The 17,218-nt window shown below is 52.3% G+C and carries 12 protein-coding genes; 9 read left to right on the top strand and 3 right to left on the bottom strand.

Annotation, left to right across the window (positions count from 1 at the left end):
* Window positions 1–4: 4 nt before the first annotated feature.
* Both BD749_RS13500 and BD749_RS13495 read right to left on the bottom strand, forming a co-directional pair.
* Window positions 5–2,359, bottom strand: coding sequence for a glycoside hydrolase family 20 protein (locus BD749_RS13500; protein ID WP_101445158.1), 2,355 nt, complete (start codon window positions 2,357–2,359; stop codon window positions 5–7).
* A gap of 370 nt (window positions 2,360–2,729) precedes the next feature.
* Window positions 2,730–3,602, bottom strand: a complete 873-nt coding sequence (locus tag BD749_RS13495) for an AraC family transcriptional regulator (RefSeq protein WP_101445155.1) — start codon at window positions 3,600–3,602, stop codon at window positions 2,730–2,732.
* 279 nt (window positions 3,603–3,881) lie between these two features.
* Between BD749_RS13495 and fucP the strand changes: the two genes are divergently transcribed.
* The 9 genes from fucP to BD749_RS13450 all read left to right on the top strand — a co-directional run bounded on the left by fucP (window position 3,882) and on the right by BD749_RS13450 (window position 16,046).
* Window positions 3,882–5,210 (top strand): L-fucose:H+ symporter permease, encoded by a 1,329-nt coding sequence (fucP, locus tag BD749_RS13490; protein WP_101445153.1) that lies wholly within the window; start codon window positions 3,882–3,884, stop codon window positions 5,208–5,210.
* Window positions 5,211–5,239: 29 nt separating this feature from the next.
* On the top strand, window positions 5,240–5,569 hold the full coding sequence (locus tag BD749_RS13485) for an L-rhamnose mutarotase (RefSeq protein WP_101445150.1): 330 nt from the start codon (window positions 5,240–5,242) through the stop codon (window positions 5,567–5,569).
* 5 nt (window positions 5,570–5,574) lie between these two features.
* Window positions 5,575–7,233: a UxaA family hydrolase gene (locus BD749_RS13480; protein ID WP_101445147.1), complete on the top strand. Its 1,659-nt coding sequence runs from the start codon at window positions 5,575–5,577 to the stop codon at window positions 7,231–7,233.
* A gap of 140 nt (window positions 7,234–7,373) precedes the next feature.
* Complete coding sequence (locus BD749_RS13475) at window positions 7,374–8,138, top strand: SDR family NAD(P)-dependent oxidoreductase (protein WP_101445144.1); 765 nt, start codon at window positions 7,374–7,376, stop codon at window positions 8,136–8,138.
* A 174-nt stretch (window positions 8,139–8,312) separates the two neighbouring features.
* A complete protein-coding gene (locus tag BD749_RS13470; RefSeq protein WP_101445141.1) occupies window positions 8,313–9,164 on the top strand; it encodes a fumarylacetoacetate hydrolase family protein in 852 nt (283 codons plus the stop codon).
* Window positions 9,157–9,984 carry an amidohydrolase family protein gene (locus tag BD749_RS13465; RefSeq protein WP_101445139.1) on the top strand — a complete coding sequence of 276 codons (828 nt, stop codon included), beginning with the start codon at window positions 9,157–9,159 and terminating at the stop codon, window positions 9,982–9,984. The genes BD749_RS13470 and BD749_RS13465 overlap by 8 nt, the downstream gene beginning before the upstream one ends.
* A gap of 12 nt (window positions 9,985–9,996) precedes the next feature.
* Window positions 9,997–10,776: an L-fucose dehydrogenase gene (locus BD749_RS13460; RefSeq protein WP_101445136.1), complete on the top strand. Its 780-nt coding sequence runs from the start codon at window positions 9,997–9,999 to the stop codon at window positions 10,774–10,776.
* A 131-nt stretch (window positions 10,777–10,907) separates the two neighbouring features.
* A complete protein-coding gene (locus BD749_RS13455) occupies window positions 10,908–13,196 on the top strand; it encodes a GH92 family glycosyl hydrolase (protein ID WP_101445133.1) in 2,289 nt (762 codons plus the stop codon).
* Between the two features lie 246 nt (window positions 13,197–13,442).
* Entirely contained in the window at window positions 13,443–16,046 is a 2,604-nt protein-coding gene (locus BD749_RS13450) for a family 20 glycosylhydrolase (RefSeq protein WP_101445130.1), read from the top strand.
* Between the two features lie 15 nt (window positions 16,047–16,061).
* Here BD749_RS13450 and BD749_RS13445 read toward each other — a convergent pair whose 3' ends face one another.
* Window positions 16,062–17,129 carry a LacI family DNA-binding transcriptional regulator gene (locus BD749_RS13445; protein ID WP_101446608.1) on the bottom strand — a complete coding sequence of 356 codons (1,068 nt, stop codon included), beginning with the start codon at window positions 17,127–17,129 and terminating at the stop codon, window positions 16,062–16,064.
* Between the last annotated feature and the right edge of the window lie 89 nt (window positions 17,130–17,218).

Here is a 17,218-nt window from a genome sequence, read left to right as displayed (position 1 = left end):
AAGCTTAGTTTACAATGATCTCATCTGTGAACAACCAGGCTTTGCGTTTGTCCTGCTCCGTGCCGGGGAGCGGATTTTTGGCGGTCACCTTGATGAAGCGCACCTTTTTGTTAGGTACCTCCGCTGTGAGCACTTCCTTGAACACGCCGGGCTTATCTGTCAGCTCTTTTACCACTTTCACGGTCTGGTACTTTTTGCCGTCCTTGGAGATGGCGAACTCCACCTGGCTTGGCAGATAGATACCATCGCCTTTCGTTTGCAGGTAGGAGCTGGTGATGCGGTTGATGCGCTGTTTCTCCTTTAGGTCGATCACGGCCTCCACGTCGGTGCCCAGGAAGCCAAGCCACTGCCCGTTTGTAAAGCTGTTAGAAGCCAATTGCCCATCTACGAGGGTGGTGGGACCGGCGGCAGTATAGTTGCGGTGGGGCGGGTGCTTCAGTTCCACCGTGTGCGCAAAAGCTTTGTGCATGTCTAGTTCTTTCGTGCTCACCTTGCTCAACAGCCCCCCCTTTTCGTCAAAAGAAGCAGCCTTTATCACCGCAGAGTTTGTCAGTTGCACAGGGCCCTGATATGCTTGTGAAGCTGTGGTCGGCTCGGAGCCGTCCAGCGTGTAGAATATTTGCGTGCCTTTGGCACCTGTGTTCAGGTGAACGGTAGCCACGCTTTTGGCAGGATCTACCTGTATCTGTTGTTTCACGTTGAACGTGCTGCGGGCATAGTTGATGCCCATTGCGTCGTAGCGCTTGTACTGCTGCTGCATGCGTGCCTGGAAGCTGTCCCAGTCCTTTTTGGCGGCCGGCGTCCAAAGCACCTCGCTCAGGGCTGAGATGCGCGGGAAAACCATGTACTCTACGTGTTCGGTGCTCGGGATGTACTCCGTCCATAAGTTGGCCTGCGCACCCAGGATGTACTTTTTCTCATCAGCGCTCAGTTCGGCCGGAGTTGGCTCGAAGGAGTATACTTTTTCCATAGTCACCAGGCCTCCAATGGCAGTCGGCTCCAGGCTTGGCTCGCCCTGGTAATAGTCGAAGTATACGTGCGAGGCGGGCGTCATCACCACATAGTGCTTTTGCTTGGCGGCGGCAATTCCCCCTTCGGTGCCTCTCCAGCTCATCACGAGAGCGTTCGGTGCCAGACCGCCTTCCAGTATCTCGTCCCAGCCAATGATCGTGCGGCCCTTGGCGTTTAAGAACTTCTCCATGCGCTGGATGAAATAGCTTTGCAGCTCATGTTCGTCCTTCAGGCCTTCGTCGGCGATGCGCTTCTGGCATTTCGGGCATTCTTTCCAGCGGGTCTTTGGCGCCTCATCACCGCCGATGTGCACGATCTTGCTTGGGAAAAGGTCCAGCACCTCGGTCATCACGTTTTCCAGAAACGTGAATGTCTCTTCGTTGCCGGCGCAGAAAATATCGTCGAACACACCCCATTTCTTCTCTACCTCAAACGGCCCGCCGGTGCAGGAAAGGTGCGGGTAGGTGGTGAGGGCGGCCACCGCGTGGCCCGGCATCTCGATCTCCGGCACTACGGTGATGTAGCGCTCCTGGGCATACTTCACCACGTCTTTGATCTGCTCCTGGGTGTAGTAGCCGCCGTAGCGCTCGTTGGTGAACCGGTGGGGCTGGTTGCTGTAGTGCCCGATCAGGGTGCCGTCGCGGTAGGCGCCCACCTGGGTCAGCTCCGGGTATTTCTTGATCTCGATGCGCCATCCCTGGTCCTCGGTCAGGTGCCAATGGAAGGTGTTCATCTTGTGCATGGCCAGGTAGTCGATGTACTCTTTTACAAACTCCACGGGGAAGAAGTGACGGGCTACGTCCAGGTGCATGCCGCGCCACTGGTAACGGGGCTTGTCCACGATCTCGAGCGCCGGAATGGAAATTGGGACGTTTGCCTTCGAGGCTGGGAGCAACTGCCGGATGGTTTGCGTGCCCAGGAAAAGGCCTTGGGGCGCTTTGGCGCTCAGCGTGATTTTGTCCGGTGTTACCTCCAAGGTATAACCCTCGGTGCCCAACGTGTCGATGGGGGTGTTAAGCGTCAGGTAAATGTGCTTGCCGCTGTTTTTGTCAGGTGCTTTTTGGAGCACCGTCGGTTGCAGGCCGGCTGTTTCCTGTAGGTGCTTGGCCAGGTATTCCCCGATTTTACGGAGCTCGTCATTTTTGGGATCAACAATAATCTTCGTCTCCTTCCCCAGCGCGAAACTGCCACTTTGCTGGGTCAGTTTAACTGGCTGCGGAATAATAGAAACGGTTTGTTGGGGAGCGGATTTCTGCTGACCCTGTGCGAATGCGAGTGGTCCTGTCAAGCCTGCCAGGGCACAGGCGACGGCTAAACTGGCAATCTTCTTCCTGAAGCGTGGATTCATATTAAATTGGTTAGTGCTTTAGAGATGTATTATGTAGTATGTATTAAGGCGGTGTAAAGCCGCATTATCTTCTGTTTTAGTGGATGTGCACTGGCACCGCAGGTAAAGTCTGGTGATCAACTTCAGACTTCAATTCGCCCCTCAATGGCTGAAAACAACGTTCGTTTGGGAGTAAGCTTGATTTTATAGGCAAAAGTTAAGGAAAAAATGCTTGTCGGGCATACCTTCTCACACATAGTTTGTTGAATAAGGTATAGCAAACGTTTGCGTTGTCATCATCGGAACTATCGCTTATGTTTAACATATGCAAGCAGTACAGGTACCGTGAACCCAGGGCGCGGACCATATAATTTGGAGTTGCGCCCCTAGTTTACCCCGAATGCAGGAATTCCCTTTGGTAGAGTAGCGGACTTTTGCCTGTAATCTTTTTAAAACACTTGTAAAAACTGGTTAGGTTGTTGAAACCGCTTTCGTAACAGACCTGCTTCATGTCGAGCCTGTTTTCCATAATAAGTTTGCAGGCCTGCCCAACTCTGATTTCTATTAGAAACTGAGAGTAAGTCTTTCTGGTCTTTGACTTAAAATAACGGCAGAATGAGTTATGGCTTAGGTATGCAACAGACGCAATCTCCTGAAGTTCTATCTTGTTTCTGAAGTTGGCCAGGGAATACTCGTATATCCTGCCAATCCGCTCTTCTTCTGCTTTTTCAAGTTTCATCTTAAAGCCTATGGAGGAAAGCATTTGCGTCTGGCTACTCCTGGAAATCAGGTCCAGTATCTCCAGCAGTAGAATGATCCTTCTGGCTCCATCTGCCTGGAGACTTTCGTCGAGCAGGCGGCCTACCGTTTGCCGTGTCTTGCCTGTTATCTGCATACCCAACTTTGCTTTCTCCAGTGTCGCCTTGATAAGCTTATTCTCTGGTAAGTTGCTGAATGTCTCTCCCCAAAAGTTTTCACCGAAATGAGCGACACATACATCGGCCTTTAGTTTTGGGTCTTCACCGAAATAGGCATCATCAAAGCGCCAATAGTGTGATAGGTTAGATCCGATGAGCAGCAGATCGCCCGAGCAGAAGCGCTGAATACTGTCTCCTACAAACTGCAAACCTTCTCCCTGCCTGATGTGAATCAGCTCCAGTTCCGGGTGGTAGTGCCACCTGTTGTTAATGAAGGGTACCTTGTCCTGCCGGATGCTGAAAGACTGTGTTGGCGCGGTTGAAATTTTTATAAGGTGTGACTTCATAGAGCTGGAGATAACAGGTACAGCAAAGACACTTCTAATATGTCATGTTGGTTGGGATTTAACAAAAGTTGTGTCCAATTATGCCAAAATAGTTTATTAATTGGTCAATCTCTTCACTATTCCGGGAAGCGTAATTTGTTTACTTTGTAGTAGCTGCCTCTATCAACACTGTGGTTTGAATTTCTTAATGACTGGTGTAGCGGCTTCATGCAGCTACCCTGTAGTACCTGTTCCTGCAAATTTTAACGATCATCCGTGTTTGTTTAACTAACCAAGATCATGCATACAGCTCCCAGAAAAAATTTTCTTTTAGCACCGGGCACTTTAGGACCCTTTATCCTTGTCACAAGCCTGTTTTTTTTATGGGGGCTGGCTAATAACATGACGGATACCCTGCTGGCTGCTTTCAAGCGGATCATGAGCATGTCTGACTTCCAGACCTCATGGATCCAGATGGCTTTTTACGGGGCCTACTTTTGCCTGGCCTTGCCTGCCGCTATACTGATAAAAAAGTATTCCTATAAGACAGGTATACTGGTAGGGCTGGGGTTGTTTATCCTTGGGGCGTTGCTGTTCTATCCGGCCAGCCTCACGTTGTCTTACGGTTATTTTCTGGTAGCGCTCTATGTGCTGGCTGGCGGACTATCCATTCTGGAAACGGCAGCCAACCCGTACATTGTAGCCATGGGGCCAGCGGAATCCGGCACGAGGCGCCTGAACCTGGCCCAGTCTTTTAACCCGATCGGCTCTATATCGGGGGTGCTGCTGAGCAAAGTGTTTATCCTGTCGCAACTCAACCAGCTAAATGCAGAAGAACGGTCAGGCCTGAACGCCGACGAACTGGCGGCTGTGCAGTCTGAGGAACTGACCGCTGTAATGGGCCCTTACGTGGGCATCGCCCTTTTCCTGGTGCTGCTGTGGGGTGTGCTCTATTTTACAAGGATGCCCAAAGCCTCTGATACCGATTCGAAGGTAGAGCTGGCTGCAACGTTCAGCAGGCTGGTCAGAACACCTAACTATGTTTGGGCGGTTGTGGCCCAATTCTTTTATGTGGGCGCGCAGATCGGCGTATGGTCCTTTACGATCCGCTACGTCATGCTGGAGCTCAGGCTAAACGAAAGCGATGCCTCCACTTACTACATGGCCTCACTGGTGCTCTTTATGGCGAGCAGGTTCGCGTTCACAGCCCTGATGAAGTTCATTCAACCGAAGACACTCCTGTTTGCCACCGCAATTGCCGCCGCTGCGCTTACCCTTGTCGTGATCTACGGGAACGGCCCGGCAGGCGTCTACGCGCTCATCGGGATATCCGGGTGTATGTCCCTGATGTTCCCCACCATTTACGGATTAGGTATACGGGGCTTGGGAGAAGACACAAAGATTGGCGGCTCGGGCCTGATCATGGCTATACTTGGCGGCGCAATCCTGACCTCCGTTCAGGGCTACGTCTCCGACCTGACGCAGGATATAGGGCTGGCGTTCTATGTGCCGCTCCTGTGTTTTCTGGTAATTGCGCTGTATGCCTTCGTGGCAGAAAAACCGGAAATAGCAGCTCGTAAAAAAGAAGCAGATGCGTTGGTAACGCAGCCTGTGACAAGTGTCCTTTAGCTTTTCCCATTCAACCTTAAGCCAGTTTTATGCCCCGCTACTGTTTTGCGCTAGACCTGAAAAATGACCCATGCCTGATCGCCGAATACGAAGCCTGGCATAAAAGTGTATGGCCCGAGATCATCGCCAGTATCCGGTATGCGGGTATAGACCATATGGAGATATACCGGTGGGAGAACCGGCTTTTTATGATCATGGAAGTGAAAGATACATTCTGTTTTGAGCGTAAAGCAGCTATGGACGCTGCCAACCCCAAAGTGCAGGAGTGGGAAGAACTGATGTGGAAATACCAGCAGGGACTGCCGGGCGTAGCAGCCGGTGAGAAGTGGCAGCCGATGAATAAGCTATTTGCTTTATAAGCACGATGATGAAAACGACAGACAGACAAACCTACCTCCGGATTCACCCCAAAGACAATGTGCTGGTGGCACTGCAGGATCAGCAGGCGGGCAACCGTATTTTCATTGACGGACAGGAGCTTACCTTAAATGACCCCGTGCCAGCCAAGCACAAGTTCACCATAACGGACCTGGCCATCGGTGCTGAGGTATACATGTATGGCGTGCTGGTCGGTAAAACGACCTGTTTTTTGCCGGCGGGGAGTTTACTGACTACCGAAAATTTAAAACACGCTGCCGAAGGTTTTTCGCAGAAGAGCGCGTCGTATACCTGGCAGGCACCGGATGTGAGCAAGTGGATGCAACGTACCTTCAGGGGCTACCACCGCGCCGATGGGCAGGTGGGCACCCGTAACTACTGGCTGGTGCTGCCGCTGGTTTTCTGCGAGAACCGGAACATCGAGACGCTGAAGCACGCTTTTCTGAAAGAGCTGGGTTATGCCGCTCCGGACAGATACCAGGCGCAGGTACGGGAGCTCTCCAACCTCTACCGCCAGGGCAAAGACCTGCAGGAGATCGACCTGGCCGAGAGTCCTGTTTATACCTCTCAGAGCCGCCTCTTCCCGAACCTCGATGGGATCAAGTTTATCGCCCATGACGGTGGTTGCGGCGGCACCCGCGAGGACGCGGAAAACCTGTGCGCACTGCTGGCCGGCTATTGCGTTAATCCGAATGTGGCTGGCGTAACGGTGCTGAGCCTCGGCTGCCAGCATGCGCAGGTAGACATGCTGCAGCAAAAGATTTGGGAACGGGACCCAGCGTTTGCCAAACCGCTGTTTGTACTAGAGCAACAGCAAGCCGCCTCAGAGTCTGCCATGCTGTCGGAGGCCATTTTGCAGACTTTTAAAGGTATGGCTGAGGCCAACCGCTGCGAACGACAGCCAGCCAAACTCGACAAACTGGTCATTGGGGTGGAATGCGGTGGCTCGGACGGTTTCTCGGGCATATCGGCTAACCCGGCGGTGGGCTATACGGCAGATCTGATTGCAGCCCTGGGAGGCAGAATCGTGCTGAGTGAGTTCCCAGAGCTATGCGGGGTAGAGCAGGAACTAATAAACAGATGCACAGACGATGAAACCGCGGAGCGTTTTGTGCGGCTCATGCGGGAATACGCTGCCCGTGCAGAGGCAGTAGGATCCGGCTTCGATATGAATCCCTCGCCGGGCAATATTCGCGACGGCCTGATCACAGACGCCATCAAGTCGGCAGGAGCCGCCAAAAAGGGAGGTACCTCGCCGGTAGTGGACGTGCTCGGGTATGGCCAGTACGTGCGTAAGAGCGGACTGACGCTGCTTTGTACACCGGGCAATGATGTAGAGAGCACAACGGCCATGGCGGGGGCGGGCTGTACAGTGCAGCTGTTCACCACAGGCCTGGGCACGCCTACCGGAAATCCTGTTGCTCCTGTGGTTAAAATTTCGAGTAACACTAGCCTGGCCACCCGGCTGCCCGACATGATCGACCTGGATGCCGGGCCTGTGATCAGTGGGGAAAAAACAATTGAAGAGTTGGGTGAGGAGATGCTGGAATATATCATCGGACTGGCCAGCGGGGAATACGATACCCGGGCAATGGAACTGGGGCAGGACGATTTTATCTTCTGGAAACGCGGGGTTTCGCTCTAAAGGAAGATGTGGATTGTTAAATGTTGATTGTCAATTGTTTGTTTGACTATTGTGGTTGATACCTCGCAATTAACATGACCAGCCTAATCATCTTCACCCCAAAACAACCAACAATCAATAATTAACAATCAACAATCGAAATGTTTAAGCTAACAGGAAAGAAAGCGATTGTGACCGGTGGCGGAAGCGGCATTGGGAAAGCCATCGCGCTGGTATTCGCAAGACAGGGTGCCGAGGTGCACGTGGTGGAACTGCACGAAGCGGCGGCCTATGAAACTAGGGCAGAAATTGAAGCTGCTGGTGGTCTTGTCTTCATCCATACCTGCGATGTGAGCCGGCAGGACCAGGTAAACAAGGTGTTCGAAGCCATTGGGGGAGTGGACATCCTGGTCAACAATGCAGGTATAGCGCATGTGGGCAACCTGGAAAATACTTCTGAGGCAGACCTGGACAGGATCTACCAGGTAAACGTGAAAGGTGCTTATAACTGCCTGCAGGCTGCTGTCAGCCGGATGAGAGAGCAGGGGGGCGGTACGATCCTGAATCTGGCGTCTATCGTTTCCCATGTAGGTATACCGGACCGCTTTGCCTACTCCATGAGCAAAGGCGCTATACATGCCATGACCTTGTCTGTCGCAAAAGATTATCTTTCGGATAATATCAGGTGCAACAGCGTGTCCCCGGCCCGCGTCCATACCCCTTTTGTGGATGGTTTTATTGCGAAGAACTATCCGGGGAAGGAAGATGAGATGTTTGAAAAACTCTCCAAAACCCAGCCTATCGGACGAATGGCCAGACCGGAGGAAGTAGCTGCACTCGCCCTCTTTCTTTGCTCTGACGAAGCGGCTTTCATTACCGGCTGCGACTACCCGATCGACGGAGGCTTTATCAAATTGAACAACTAACGAAACAACTCTGACGATGAGTCCCGCCTTCGGGAATGGTAGGGGCATGATAGTCGACAGAGACAACAAATTGAATGAACCGAGCTACCTCGATCAGGGGGTACACGCTCTAAATCCAAAATGTAGCGCTCGAGTGCAAATCTGGAGCGAAATTAATACTTACAAACAATTACCATGAAACTATTCAGATTCGGAGAGCCGGGGCAGGAGAAAGCCGGCGTGATTTTGAACGATGTAGAATACGATGTTTCTGCCTTTGGTGAAGATTACAATGAGCAGTTCTTTGAACGCAACGGCCTTGATCGACTAGCAGCCTATGTACAGCAAAATGAGGGGAAGCTGCCGCTGGTACCGGACGGCGTGCGGTTCGGTTCAGCAATTGCCCGCCCGTCTAAGATTATTTGCATCGGACTCAACTACGCTGACCATGCAAGGGAGACAAACGCTGCCATCCCACAGGAGCCAATCGTTTTCTTTAAGGCAACTTCGGCACTATGCGGGCCCAACGATGACGTAGTAATACCGAAGAACGCCAAAAAGCTGGACTGGGAAGTGGAACTGGCCGTTGTGATCGGCAGAAAAGCCAGCTATGTGTCGGAGTCGGAAGCGCTGGATTTTGTGGCAGGCTATACCCTGCACAACGACTACAGCGAGCGCGAGTTTCAGCTGGAGCGTGGTGGACAGTGGGTGAAGGGCAAGAGCAACGATACTTTCGCACCGGTCGGGCCTTTCCTGGCCACGCCCGACGAACTAGGCGATATCGATAACCTGCGCCTGTGGCTGACCGTGAACGGTAAGACCATGCAGGAGGGCACCACAGCCAACCTGATTTTCAAAATTCCATTCCTGGTTTCTTACCTGAGCCAGTTCATGACGCTGCTGCCCGGCGATATGATCACGACAGGCACTCCCGCCGGTGTCGGCTTAGGTATGAACCCGCAAGTATACCTGCAGGAAGGTGATGTGGTGGAGTTAGGGATAGAAGGTTTGGGCTCGTCTAAGCAGATTGTAAAAGCCTATGGTTAAAATAGACGCCCATCAGCACTTCTGGCAGTATAACCCGGAGCGTGACAGCTGGATCACCGATGAAATGGCATCGATCCGGAGGGATTTTATGCCATCGGATCTGGAACCGCTGTTACGGCAGCACGGCTTTGACGGCTGTGTACTGGTGCAGTCGGCGCAGCCCGAAGCAGAGAACAGGTTTCTGCTGGAGCAGGCGCATGACTTTGTAAAAGGAGTCGTTGGCTGGGTGGAGCTACAAGACGAAAACCTGGATGCCCGCCTGGATTATTACAGCCAGTTCCCGAAGATGAAAGGTTTCCGGTATATCTTGCAGGGGCAGCCGGACAAGGCCCTGATGTTACGGCCCGACTTTATGCGGGGTATCGGAAAGCTCGCCAGGTATGGCTATACCTATGACCTTCTGATCTACCGGGACCAGCTGGCGTATGCGGAGCAGCTTGTAGCGCATTTCCCAAACCAGCCTTTCGTGCTCGACCACCTGGCCAAGCCGGATATCCGAAACCAGGAATTGCGTAACTGGCGAAAAGGTATAAGCGCGTTGGCCGTTCATGAAAATACTTACTGCAAACTATCGGGCATGGTGACGGAGGCAGACTGGAGGAATTGGAAAAAAGAAGACTTTATACCTTATCTGGACACTGCGGTAGAAGCATTTGGAACAAAACGCATTCTGTTTGGCTCTGACTGGCCGGTGTGCCTGGTGGCCGCCAGCTATGCCGACATGCTGGGCATCGTGGAGGAGTACTTCGCTTCTTTCAGCGAGACGGAGCAGGCGGCTTTCTTCGGAGGGAATGCAGCCAGATTTTACAACCTGACTTAAAACAAAGCTGCTATGGATTTAGAGCTAAAAGATAAAGTGATCATTGTGACAGGCGGGGCCAAAGGAATTGGGGAAGGGATCGTGAAAGTGCTGGCTGCCGAGGGGGCTATACCTGTTATTGTAGGCAGGTCCGGGAAAGACAATCAGAAAACTGTAGCAGAGGTGGAAGCTGCCGGAGGAAAGGCATTCCAGGTAGTTGCCGAACTGACAGATCCGGCAACTTGCGAGAAAGCCGTAAAAGAGGTCATGCAGCAGTACGGGCGCATCGATGGCCTGGTAAACAACGCCGGCGAGAACGATGGCGTGGGCCTGGAACAGGGTAGCTACGAAGGATTCATGGCTTCACTTCACAAAAACGTGGTGCATTATTACCTGATGGCACACCACGCCCTGCCAGCCCTGAAAGCCTCGAAAGGCGCCATTGTGAACATCGGGTCCAAGACAGCCGAAACCGGGCAGGGAGGCACCTCCGCCTATGCCGCCGCCAACGGAGCCCGCAACGCCCTCACGCGCGAGTGGGCCGTTGAACTTTTGCCTTACAGCATTCGGGTCAATGCCGTGATTGTGGCCGAAGCCTGGACGCCGTTGTATGCCTCCTGGATCAGCACCTTTGAAGAGCCGGAGCACAAGCTGGCAGCCATCACACAGAAAATCCCGCTTGAGCAGCGCATGACCACTACTACAGAGATCGCGAATACGGTGGCGTTTCTGCTCTCCCCAAAATCCAGCCACACCACCGGGCAGCTTGTGCATGTGGATGGCGGCTATGTGCACCTGGACCGGGCGCTGTAGCAGGTATAGCGGACTTGGATAGGGAGGGTAGTTTTTCCTTAATCTAAAATATAGTATACTTGAAGAACGGTAAAAAGGCCGCTGTATAGTATAGTGCAACCATACGCTATTGTCTAGCTCCAAATTTAATCATGAAAAAGCTTCTACTCATTTTTCTTGCTTTTGCCACGCTCTCCGTATCCGGGCAAACCGTACTGGTTGATAAAGTGACAGACCCGGTAGAGTGGGTGAATCCGCTGATGGGTACAGATTCGAAGCACAGCCTTTCCAATGGCAATACCTATCCGGCTGTCGCGCTTCCCTGGGGGATGAACTTCTGGATGCCACAGACCGGCAAAATGGGGGACGGCTGGGGCTACATGTACAGCGCCGACAAGATCCGGGGCTTTAAACAAACCCACCAGCCCTCACCCTGGATGAACGACTACGGGCAGTTTGCCATCATGCCTGTGACGGGAAAGCTGAAGTTCAGCGAAGAGGACCGTGCCAGCTGGTTTTCCCACAAATCCGAAGTGGCCAAACCCTATTACTACAGCGTATACCTGGCCGACCACGACGTAACCACCGAAATGGCCCCTACCGAACGCGCTGCCAGTTTCCGATTTACATTTCCCGAAACTGAGAGCGCTTATGTGGTGATCGACGCGTTTGACAAAGGCTCTTACATCAAGATCATACCCAACGAAAACAAGATCATTGGTTACACCACCAGAAACAGTGGCGGGGTGCCCGAGAATTTTAAAAACTACTTTGTGATCGTCTTCGACAAGTCCTTCGCCAGCACGGCGACCTGGAGCGGGGATAAGTTGCAGGCGACCGTGCTGGAGTTGCAGGATAATCACGTTGGCGCCGCAGTCGGCTTTAAGACACGCAAGGGAGAGCAGGTGCATGCCCGTATAGCTTCTTCTTTTATTAGTCTTGAACAGGCCGTATTGAACCTGAAAGAGATCGGAGACGACGACTTTGAAACGGTAAAGGAAAAAGGGAAACAGGCTTGGAACAAAGAACTGAGCCGTATTGCAGTGGAGGGTGGCACCCCGGAACAGATGCGTACTTTTTACTCTTGTCTCTACCGTACCCTGCTCTTCCCCCGCAAGTTCTACGAAACAGATGCGGCAGGGAAAGTGATGCATTACAGCCCCTACAACGGTAAGGTGTTGCCGGGTTTTATGTACACCGACACCGGCTTCTGGGATACGTTCCGGGCACTTTTCCCTTTCCTGAACCTGATGTACCCGTCTGTAAATGCTGAAATACAGGAGGGCCTGGCTAACACCTACAAGGAAGGCGGTTGGCTACCGGAGTGGGCCAGTCCGGGCTACCGCAACGTGATGGTGGGCAACAACTCTGCCTCTGTCGTGGCAGACGCCTACCTGAAGGGGGTACGGGGCCAGGACATCAAAGCGCTTTACGAAGGAGTGCTCAAGGGGGCCAACAACGAAGGGCCTCTGACGGCAGTGGGGCGTGCCGGCGCATCCTATTACAATAAACTGGGCTATGTGCCCTATGATGTGAAGATCAACGAGAATGCCGCCCGTACGCTCGAGTACGCCTACGATGACTTTGCCATTTACCAACTGGCCAAGGCTTTGAAGCGTCCTAAGAAGGAGATTAACCTGTATGCAAAACGGGCGCTTTATTACCGCAACCTATACGACCCTGCCACCGGGCTGATGCGCGGCAAAAACCAGGACGGGACCTTTCAGTCGCCATTCAATCCCTTTAAGTGGGGCGATGCCTTTACGGAAGGCAACAGCTGGCACTACAGCTGGTCTGTGTTCCACGATGTGCAGGGCCTGATCGACCTGATGGGCGGCAACGCCAACTTCACCGCCAAGCTGGATTCTGTGTTTACCCTGCCCCCTGTGTATGATGAGAGTTACTATGGAGCCGTGATCCACGAGATACGCGAAATGCAGATTGCCAACATGGGCCAGTACGCACACGGTAATCAACCCATCCAGCACATGCTCTATCTCTACAATTATGCAGGTGCGCCCTGGAAGGCGCAGTACTGGGTACGCGAGACCATGGACCGCATGTATACGCCTGCACCGGACGGTTACTGTGGCGACGAAGACAATGGGCAGACCTCTGCCTGGTATGTGTTCTCTGCGCTCGGATTTTATCCGGTTACCCCAGCCACGGACCAGTATGTGCTGGGAGCCCCTTTGTTCAAGAAGGCGACGCTGCAGCTGGAAAACGGTAAGCAACTGGTCATCAGCGCACCGGAAAACAGCGCCGACAATAAGTACATCAACAGCATGCGCCTCAATGGCAAATCCTACGATAAGAACTGGCTGAGTCACAGTGAGCTTTTAAAAGGAGGTGCAATAGACTTCCAAATGACCAATAGCCCAAACAAGGAAAGAGGTACAAAAGAAGGAGCCTATCCTTACTCCCTGTCCAGGGAGAAATAAGCTGATGCACAATTGAGTTTATGTACGGCTGAAGAGCAATCAGCCGGATGTGGGAGGTAGGTGTGCCAGCCTGAGTTGGTCACCTGCCTTTTTTTATGCCTTCACCTCCTAAGTCTGGTGATAGAGATTTGGTTGTTCCTGACTTAAATAGCTAACTTTATAATTATATGTCATACCTAATACATTGTGTATAACCAATCGTACCCTGCACTTTGTGCTTTGGCATAAAAGATTTACTTTATAGCTATGACAAGACTCACGCTCCTGTTGATGTTGCTAATCAGCACCGCTACTGCCCAGGTAAAGCCGGTGCAACTGGCAGATAATCTGTTTTCTACCTATTACCATCAACGGGTAAGCCTGTTTAAGAACCTGCCGTACACCAATGGCGACATCATCTTCCTGGGCAACAGCATAAGCGACGGAGGTGAGTGGAGTGAGTTATTTGCCGACAGCGGGCTAAAGAACCGGGGCATAAGCGGCGATGTTTCTGCTGGTGTGATGCATCGTATCGAAGAGGTGGCGCAACGCAAGCCGGCAAAAGTCTTTCTGCTGATTGGTACCAATGACCTGGCCCAGAATATAACGGCTGACAGCCTGCTGAAGAACATGTCCTGGATAGCAAATTATCTGAGGGCGAAATCTCCGGTTACGCAACTGTATGTACAGAGCATTCTGCCAGTAAACGAGCAGTTCAACAAGTTTGGAGGCCACACCAGCAAGGCGGAGCTTATCAGAAAAGTGAACGAACAGCTGCGGGTAAATGCTGCGAAGCAGGCCTATACCTACCTTGACCTGCACACCCTTTTTTCAGATCACACCGGCAGGCTCAACGCCAAATATACCAACGACGGCCTGCACCTGAACGGCGATGGCTATACCTTCTGGAAACATCTGATCTACGACAAAGTATTTGACCTGCAGCAAAAGCCTGCCATCCTGCCCGTACCCCAGCAATTGGAGTGGAAGGATGAGGCCTTCCCGCTTTACCAGGCAAAGTCAATTGTGGTAAAGGATCCCTCCTTAAAGGCGGAGGCGGTACGTCTCAAACAAGCGCTTGCCCGCAAAGGGCTGGCAGTGCACATAACAGAGAAGGCAGTAGGCAACGAACCACATTTTGCGCTGGCGCTGGAGAAAACAGTCGCACCACAGCACTCAGACGAGGCCTACACATTATCAGTGAATGGGAGCAGGGTGCAGCTTAAGGCCAACACGGCGCATGGCATTTTCAACGCCGTGCAGACGCTCGACCAGCTGATGCGTGATGGGGTGTTTATACCTGGCTGTGAGATACGTGACTGGCCTGCCTTTGGCTGGAGAGGCTACATGGTAGATGTAGGCAGGAATTACCAGACAATGGACATGCTCAAGCAGCAAATTGATGTGATGGCGAGGTATAAGCTCAACATTTTTCACTTCCACCTGACCGAAGACATTGCCTGGCGGCTGGAAATACCCCGATATCCGCAACTAACGGCACCGGAGCACATGACCCGCAACAAAGGCGCCTATTACACCGTGTCCGACATGCAGGAGCTGATCCAGTACTGCAAGGACCGCCACATAACCTTAGTGCCTGAGATAGACATGCCAGGTCACAGCGCCGCTTTTACCCGGGCCATGGGAGTGGATATGCAGAGTGATGAGGGACTGGCTATACTCAAAAACATCCTGTCGGATTTCGCTGACACTTACGATGTGCCCTACGTCCATATCGGGGGGGACGAAGTGGAAATTACGAACAACAAGTTTTTGCCACAGGTCACCAAGTGGCTGCACGACAGAGGCAAAAAGACGATCGGCTGGGACCCCGGAGGCAACCTAGACGAAGCCACAATACGGCAACTCTGGATGAAAGATGGCGCTGTCAACCCAAAGTCAAAGTACATTGAGTCGCGTCATCTCTACCTGAACCACATGGATCCCCTGGAGGCAGTGAATACTATTTTCAGCCGTCGCATCGGTGACCGGGTGAAAGGCGACAGCAGCGTTGTGGGAGCTACCCTTTGCCTTTGGCACGACCGTATTGTGCTGCGGCAGGAAGACGTATTGCACATGAATCCGGTGTACCCTGGTATACTGGCCTTTGCAGAGCGCAGCTGGAAGGGAGGTGGTCACGATGGATGGATCACCAACATTCCGGCCGATCAGCCCGGGCGGCTACAGGAGTTTCAGGAGTTTGAACGCCGCCTGTTGGATCAGCAAAAGCTAAATTTTGAGGGGCTTCCTTTCCCGTATGCCGCGCAGGCAGGTATAAATTGGAAACTGTTCGGGCCTTACAAAAACAAGGGCGATCTGAAGGCTTCCTTTACCTCGGAGAAGAAGAACTTCAAGAACAGCAAACCGGCGATGGAGGTGATAGGTGGCACCGTGGTGTTACGCCACTTCTGGCATCCGTTGGTGAAGGGCGTGTTGCCTGATCCGGAGGAAAACACCACCTGGTATGCCACCACCCAATTCTGGAGCGATACGGATACCACCGGTCATTTCTGGATCGGTTTTCAGAACCTGTCCCGCTCTTACAACTCTGACTCCCCCGCGCCGGGCACCTGGGATGACAGGGGCAGCGCAGTATACCTGAACGGGCAGCCGGTAGCGCCACCTAAGTGGAGGCGGGCCGGCCAGAAAGGCAATTCTGAAATTCCGCTTCTCGATGAAGGGTACGAGTACAGAACACCCGTTGCGCTGCCACTTCGCAAAGGATGGAACACGGTGCTGGTAAAGTTGCCGGCAGGCAGTTTCAAAGGGAAAGACTGGCAGAACCCCACCAAATGGATGTTCACTTTCGTGCCGGTTACTGTTGAAAACCAGGACAACAGCAGAATGGACTCAGGCGGCTCCCTCCAATAGGCAGCCGCCTGAAAATTACTGGTCAGCCTCTATGTAATAGTGGAGGTTTTCTTTGGTGATGATGTCAAGCGGCAGGTATTTGATCGGGTTGTTTTTCTTTTGAAACACCAGGTGGTCCGCCAGGCCCTGAATGCCCCAGTAACCCTGTCCTTTCGGGTTCTGGTTGATGAGGAAATCAATCACGCCGTTGTTGAGGTATTGGAGATTCTTCTCCAGCAGGTCGTAACCTATCAGATTGATATGCTGCATTTTTTTCTGCTGCAGGTATTCGGCTATGATGTTTGACTTTGAGTTTGTCACAAAAATACCCTTGATACCGGGTGTCTCTTCGAAAAGCTGATCCAGTTGCTGCAACATGGAAGCCTGGGAAGTGCTTTGCAGGTCTTTCTGGACGATGTTATAGTAGCCATCCAGGTTATTTCTGGAGAAATAGTCTACAAAGCCCTGCTCTTTGTGGATCAAGTGAGAAGAATTCTGGATATCTTCCTCCACGTGGGCTACCACAAAAGTGGCTTTGTCGCGACATCCATAATGCATCAGCTTGGCCGCCAGCACGCCACTCTGGTAAGAGTCCTGACCGATGTACATGAGCGGTTCATAGTCCGGTATGTGGGTATTAAAGAGCACGAAAGGTATGCCATCCCTTCTCCACTTGGTGAAGAAGGACAAGGACTGTCGGTAAAAGATCGGAGCGATCAGAATGCCGTCATACTTGATAGCCGCTACCTTGTCTGCCTCATTTAGAAAAGAGGCTGCATGGAAGGGATCGAATATATACTGAGTGACCCGTATGCCATACTGCCTGAGTTCTGCTTCGGCCTTCTCTATACCTACTTTTGGTGCCTGCCAGTACTGGTCTGCTGCCGGGTCTGGTATCAGAGCTGCTATATTGTATACCTTGTTTGTTACCAGGGCCCTCGCCAGGATATTGGGCGTATAGTTTAGCTCCTCCGCAATTTTAAGCACCCGCTGGCGTACGTCTTCCGCCACCCGGCCCCGGTTGTGCAGTACCCTGTCCACCGTTCCCGCTGACACGTTAGCTTTCTCTGCTATATCTTTTATTCTGACTATCTGTTTATTCACGTTGCTTTCTATCTCGTGGTCGGATTTACCGCGACTTAAATTCTGAATGACAATGCTCCGGTAGCCTAAATAACCGGGGAACACCAAAA

The sequence above is a fragment of the Pontibacter ramchanderi genome (assembly GCF_002846395.1).
Classification (GTDB): Bacteria; Bacteroidota; Bacteroidia; order Cytophagales; family Hymenobacteraceae; genus Pontibacter; species Pontibacter ramchanderi.
The sequence above is the reverse complement of the archived record's forward strand: the minus strand, read 5'-3'. Positions and strand labels throughout refer to the sequence as shown.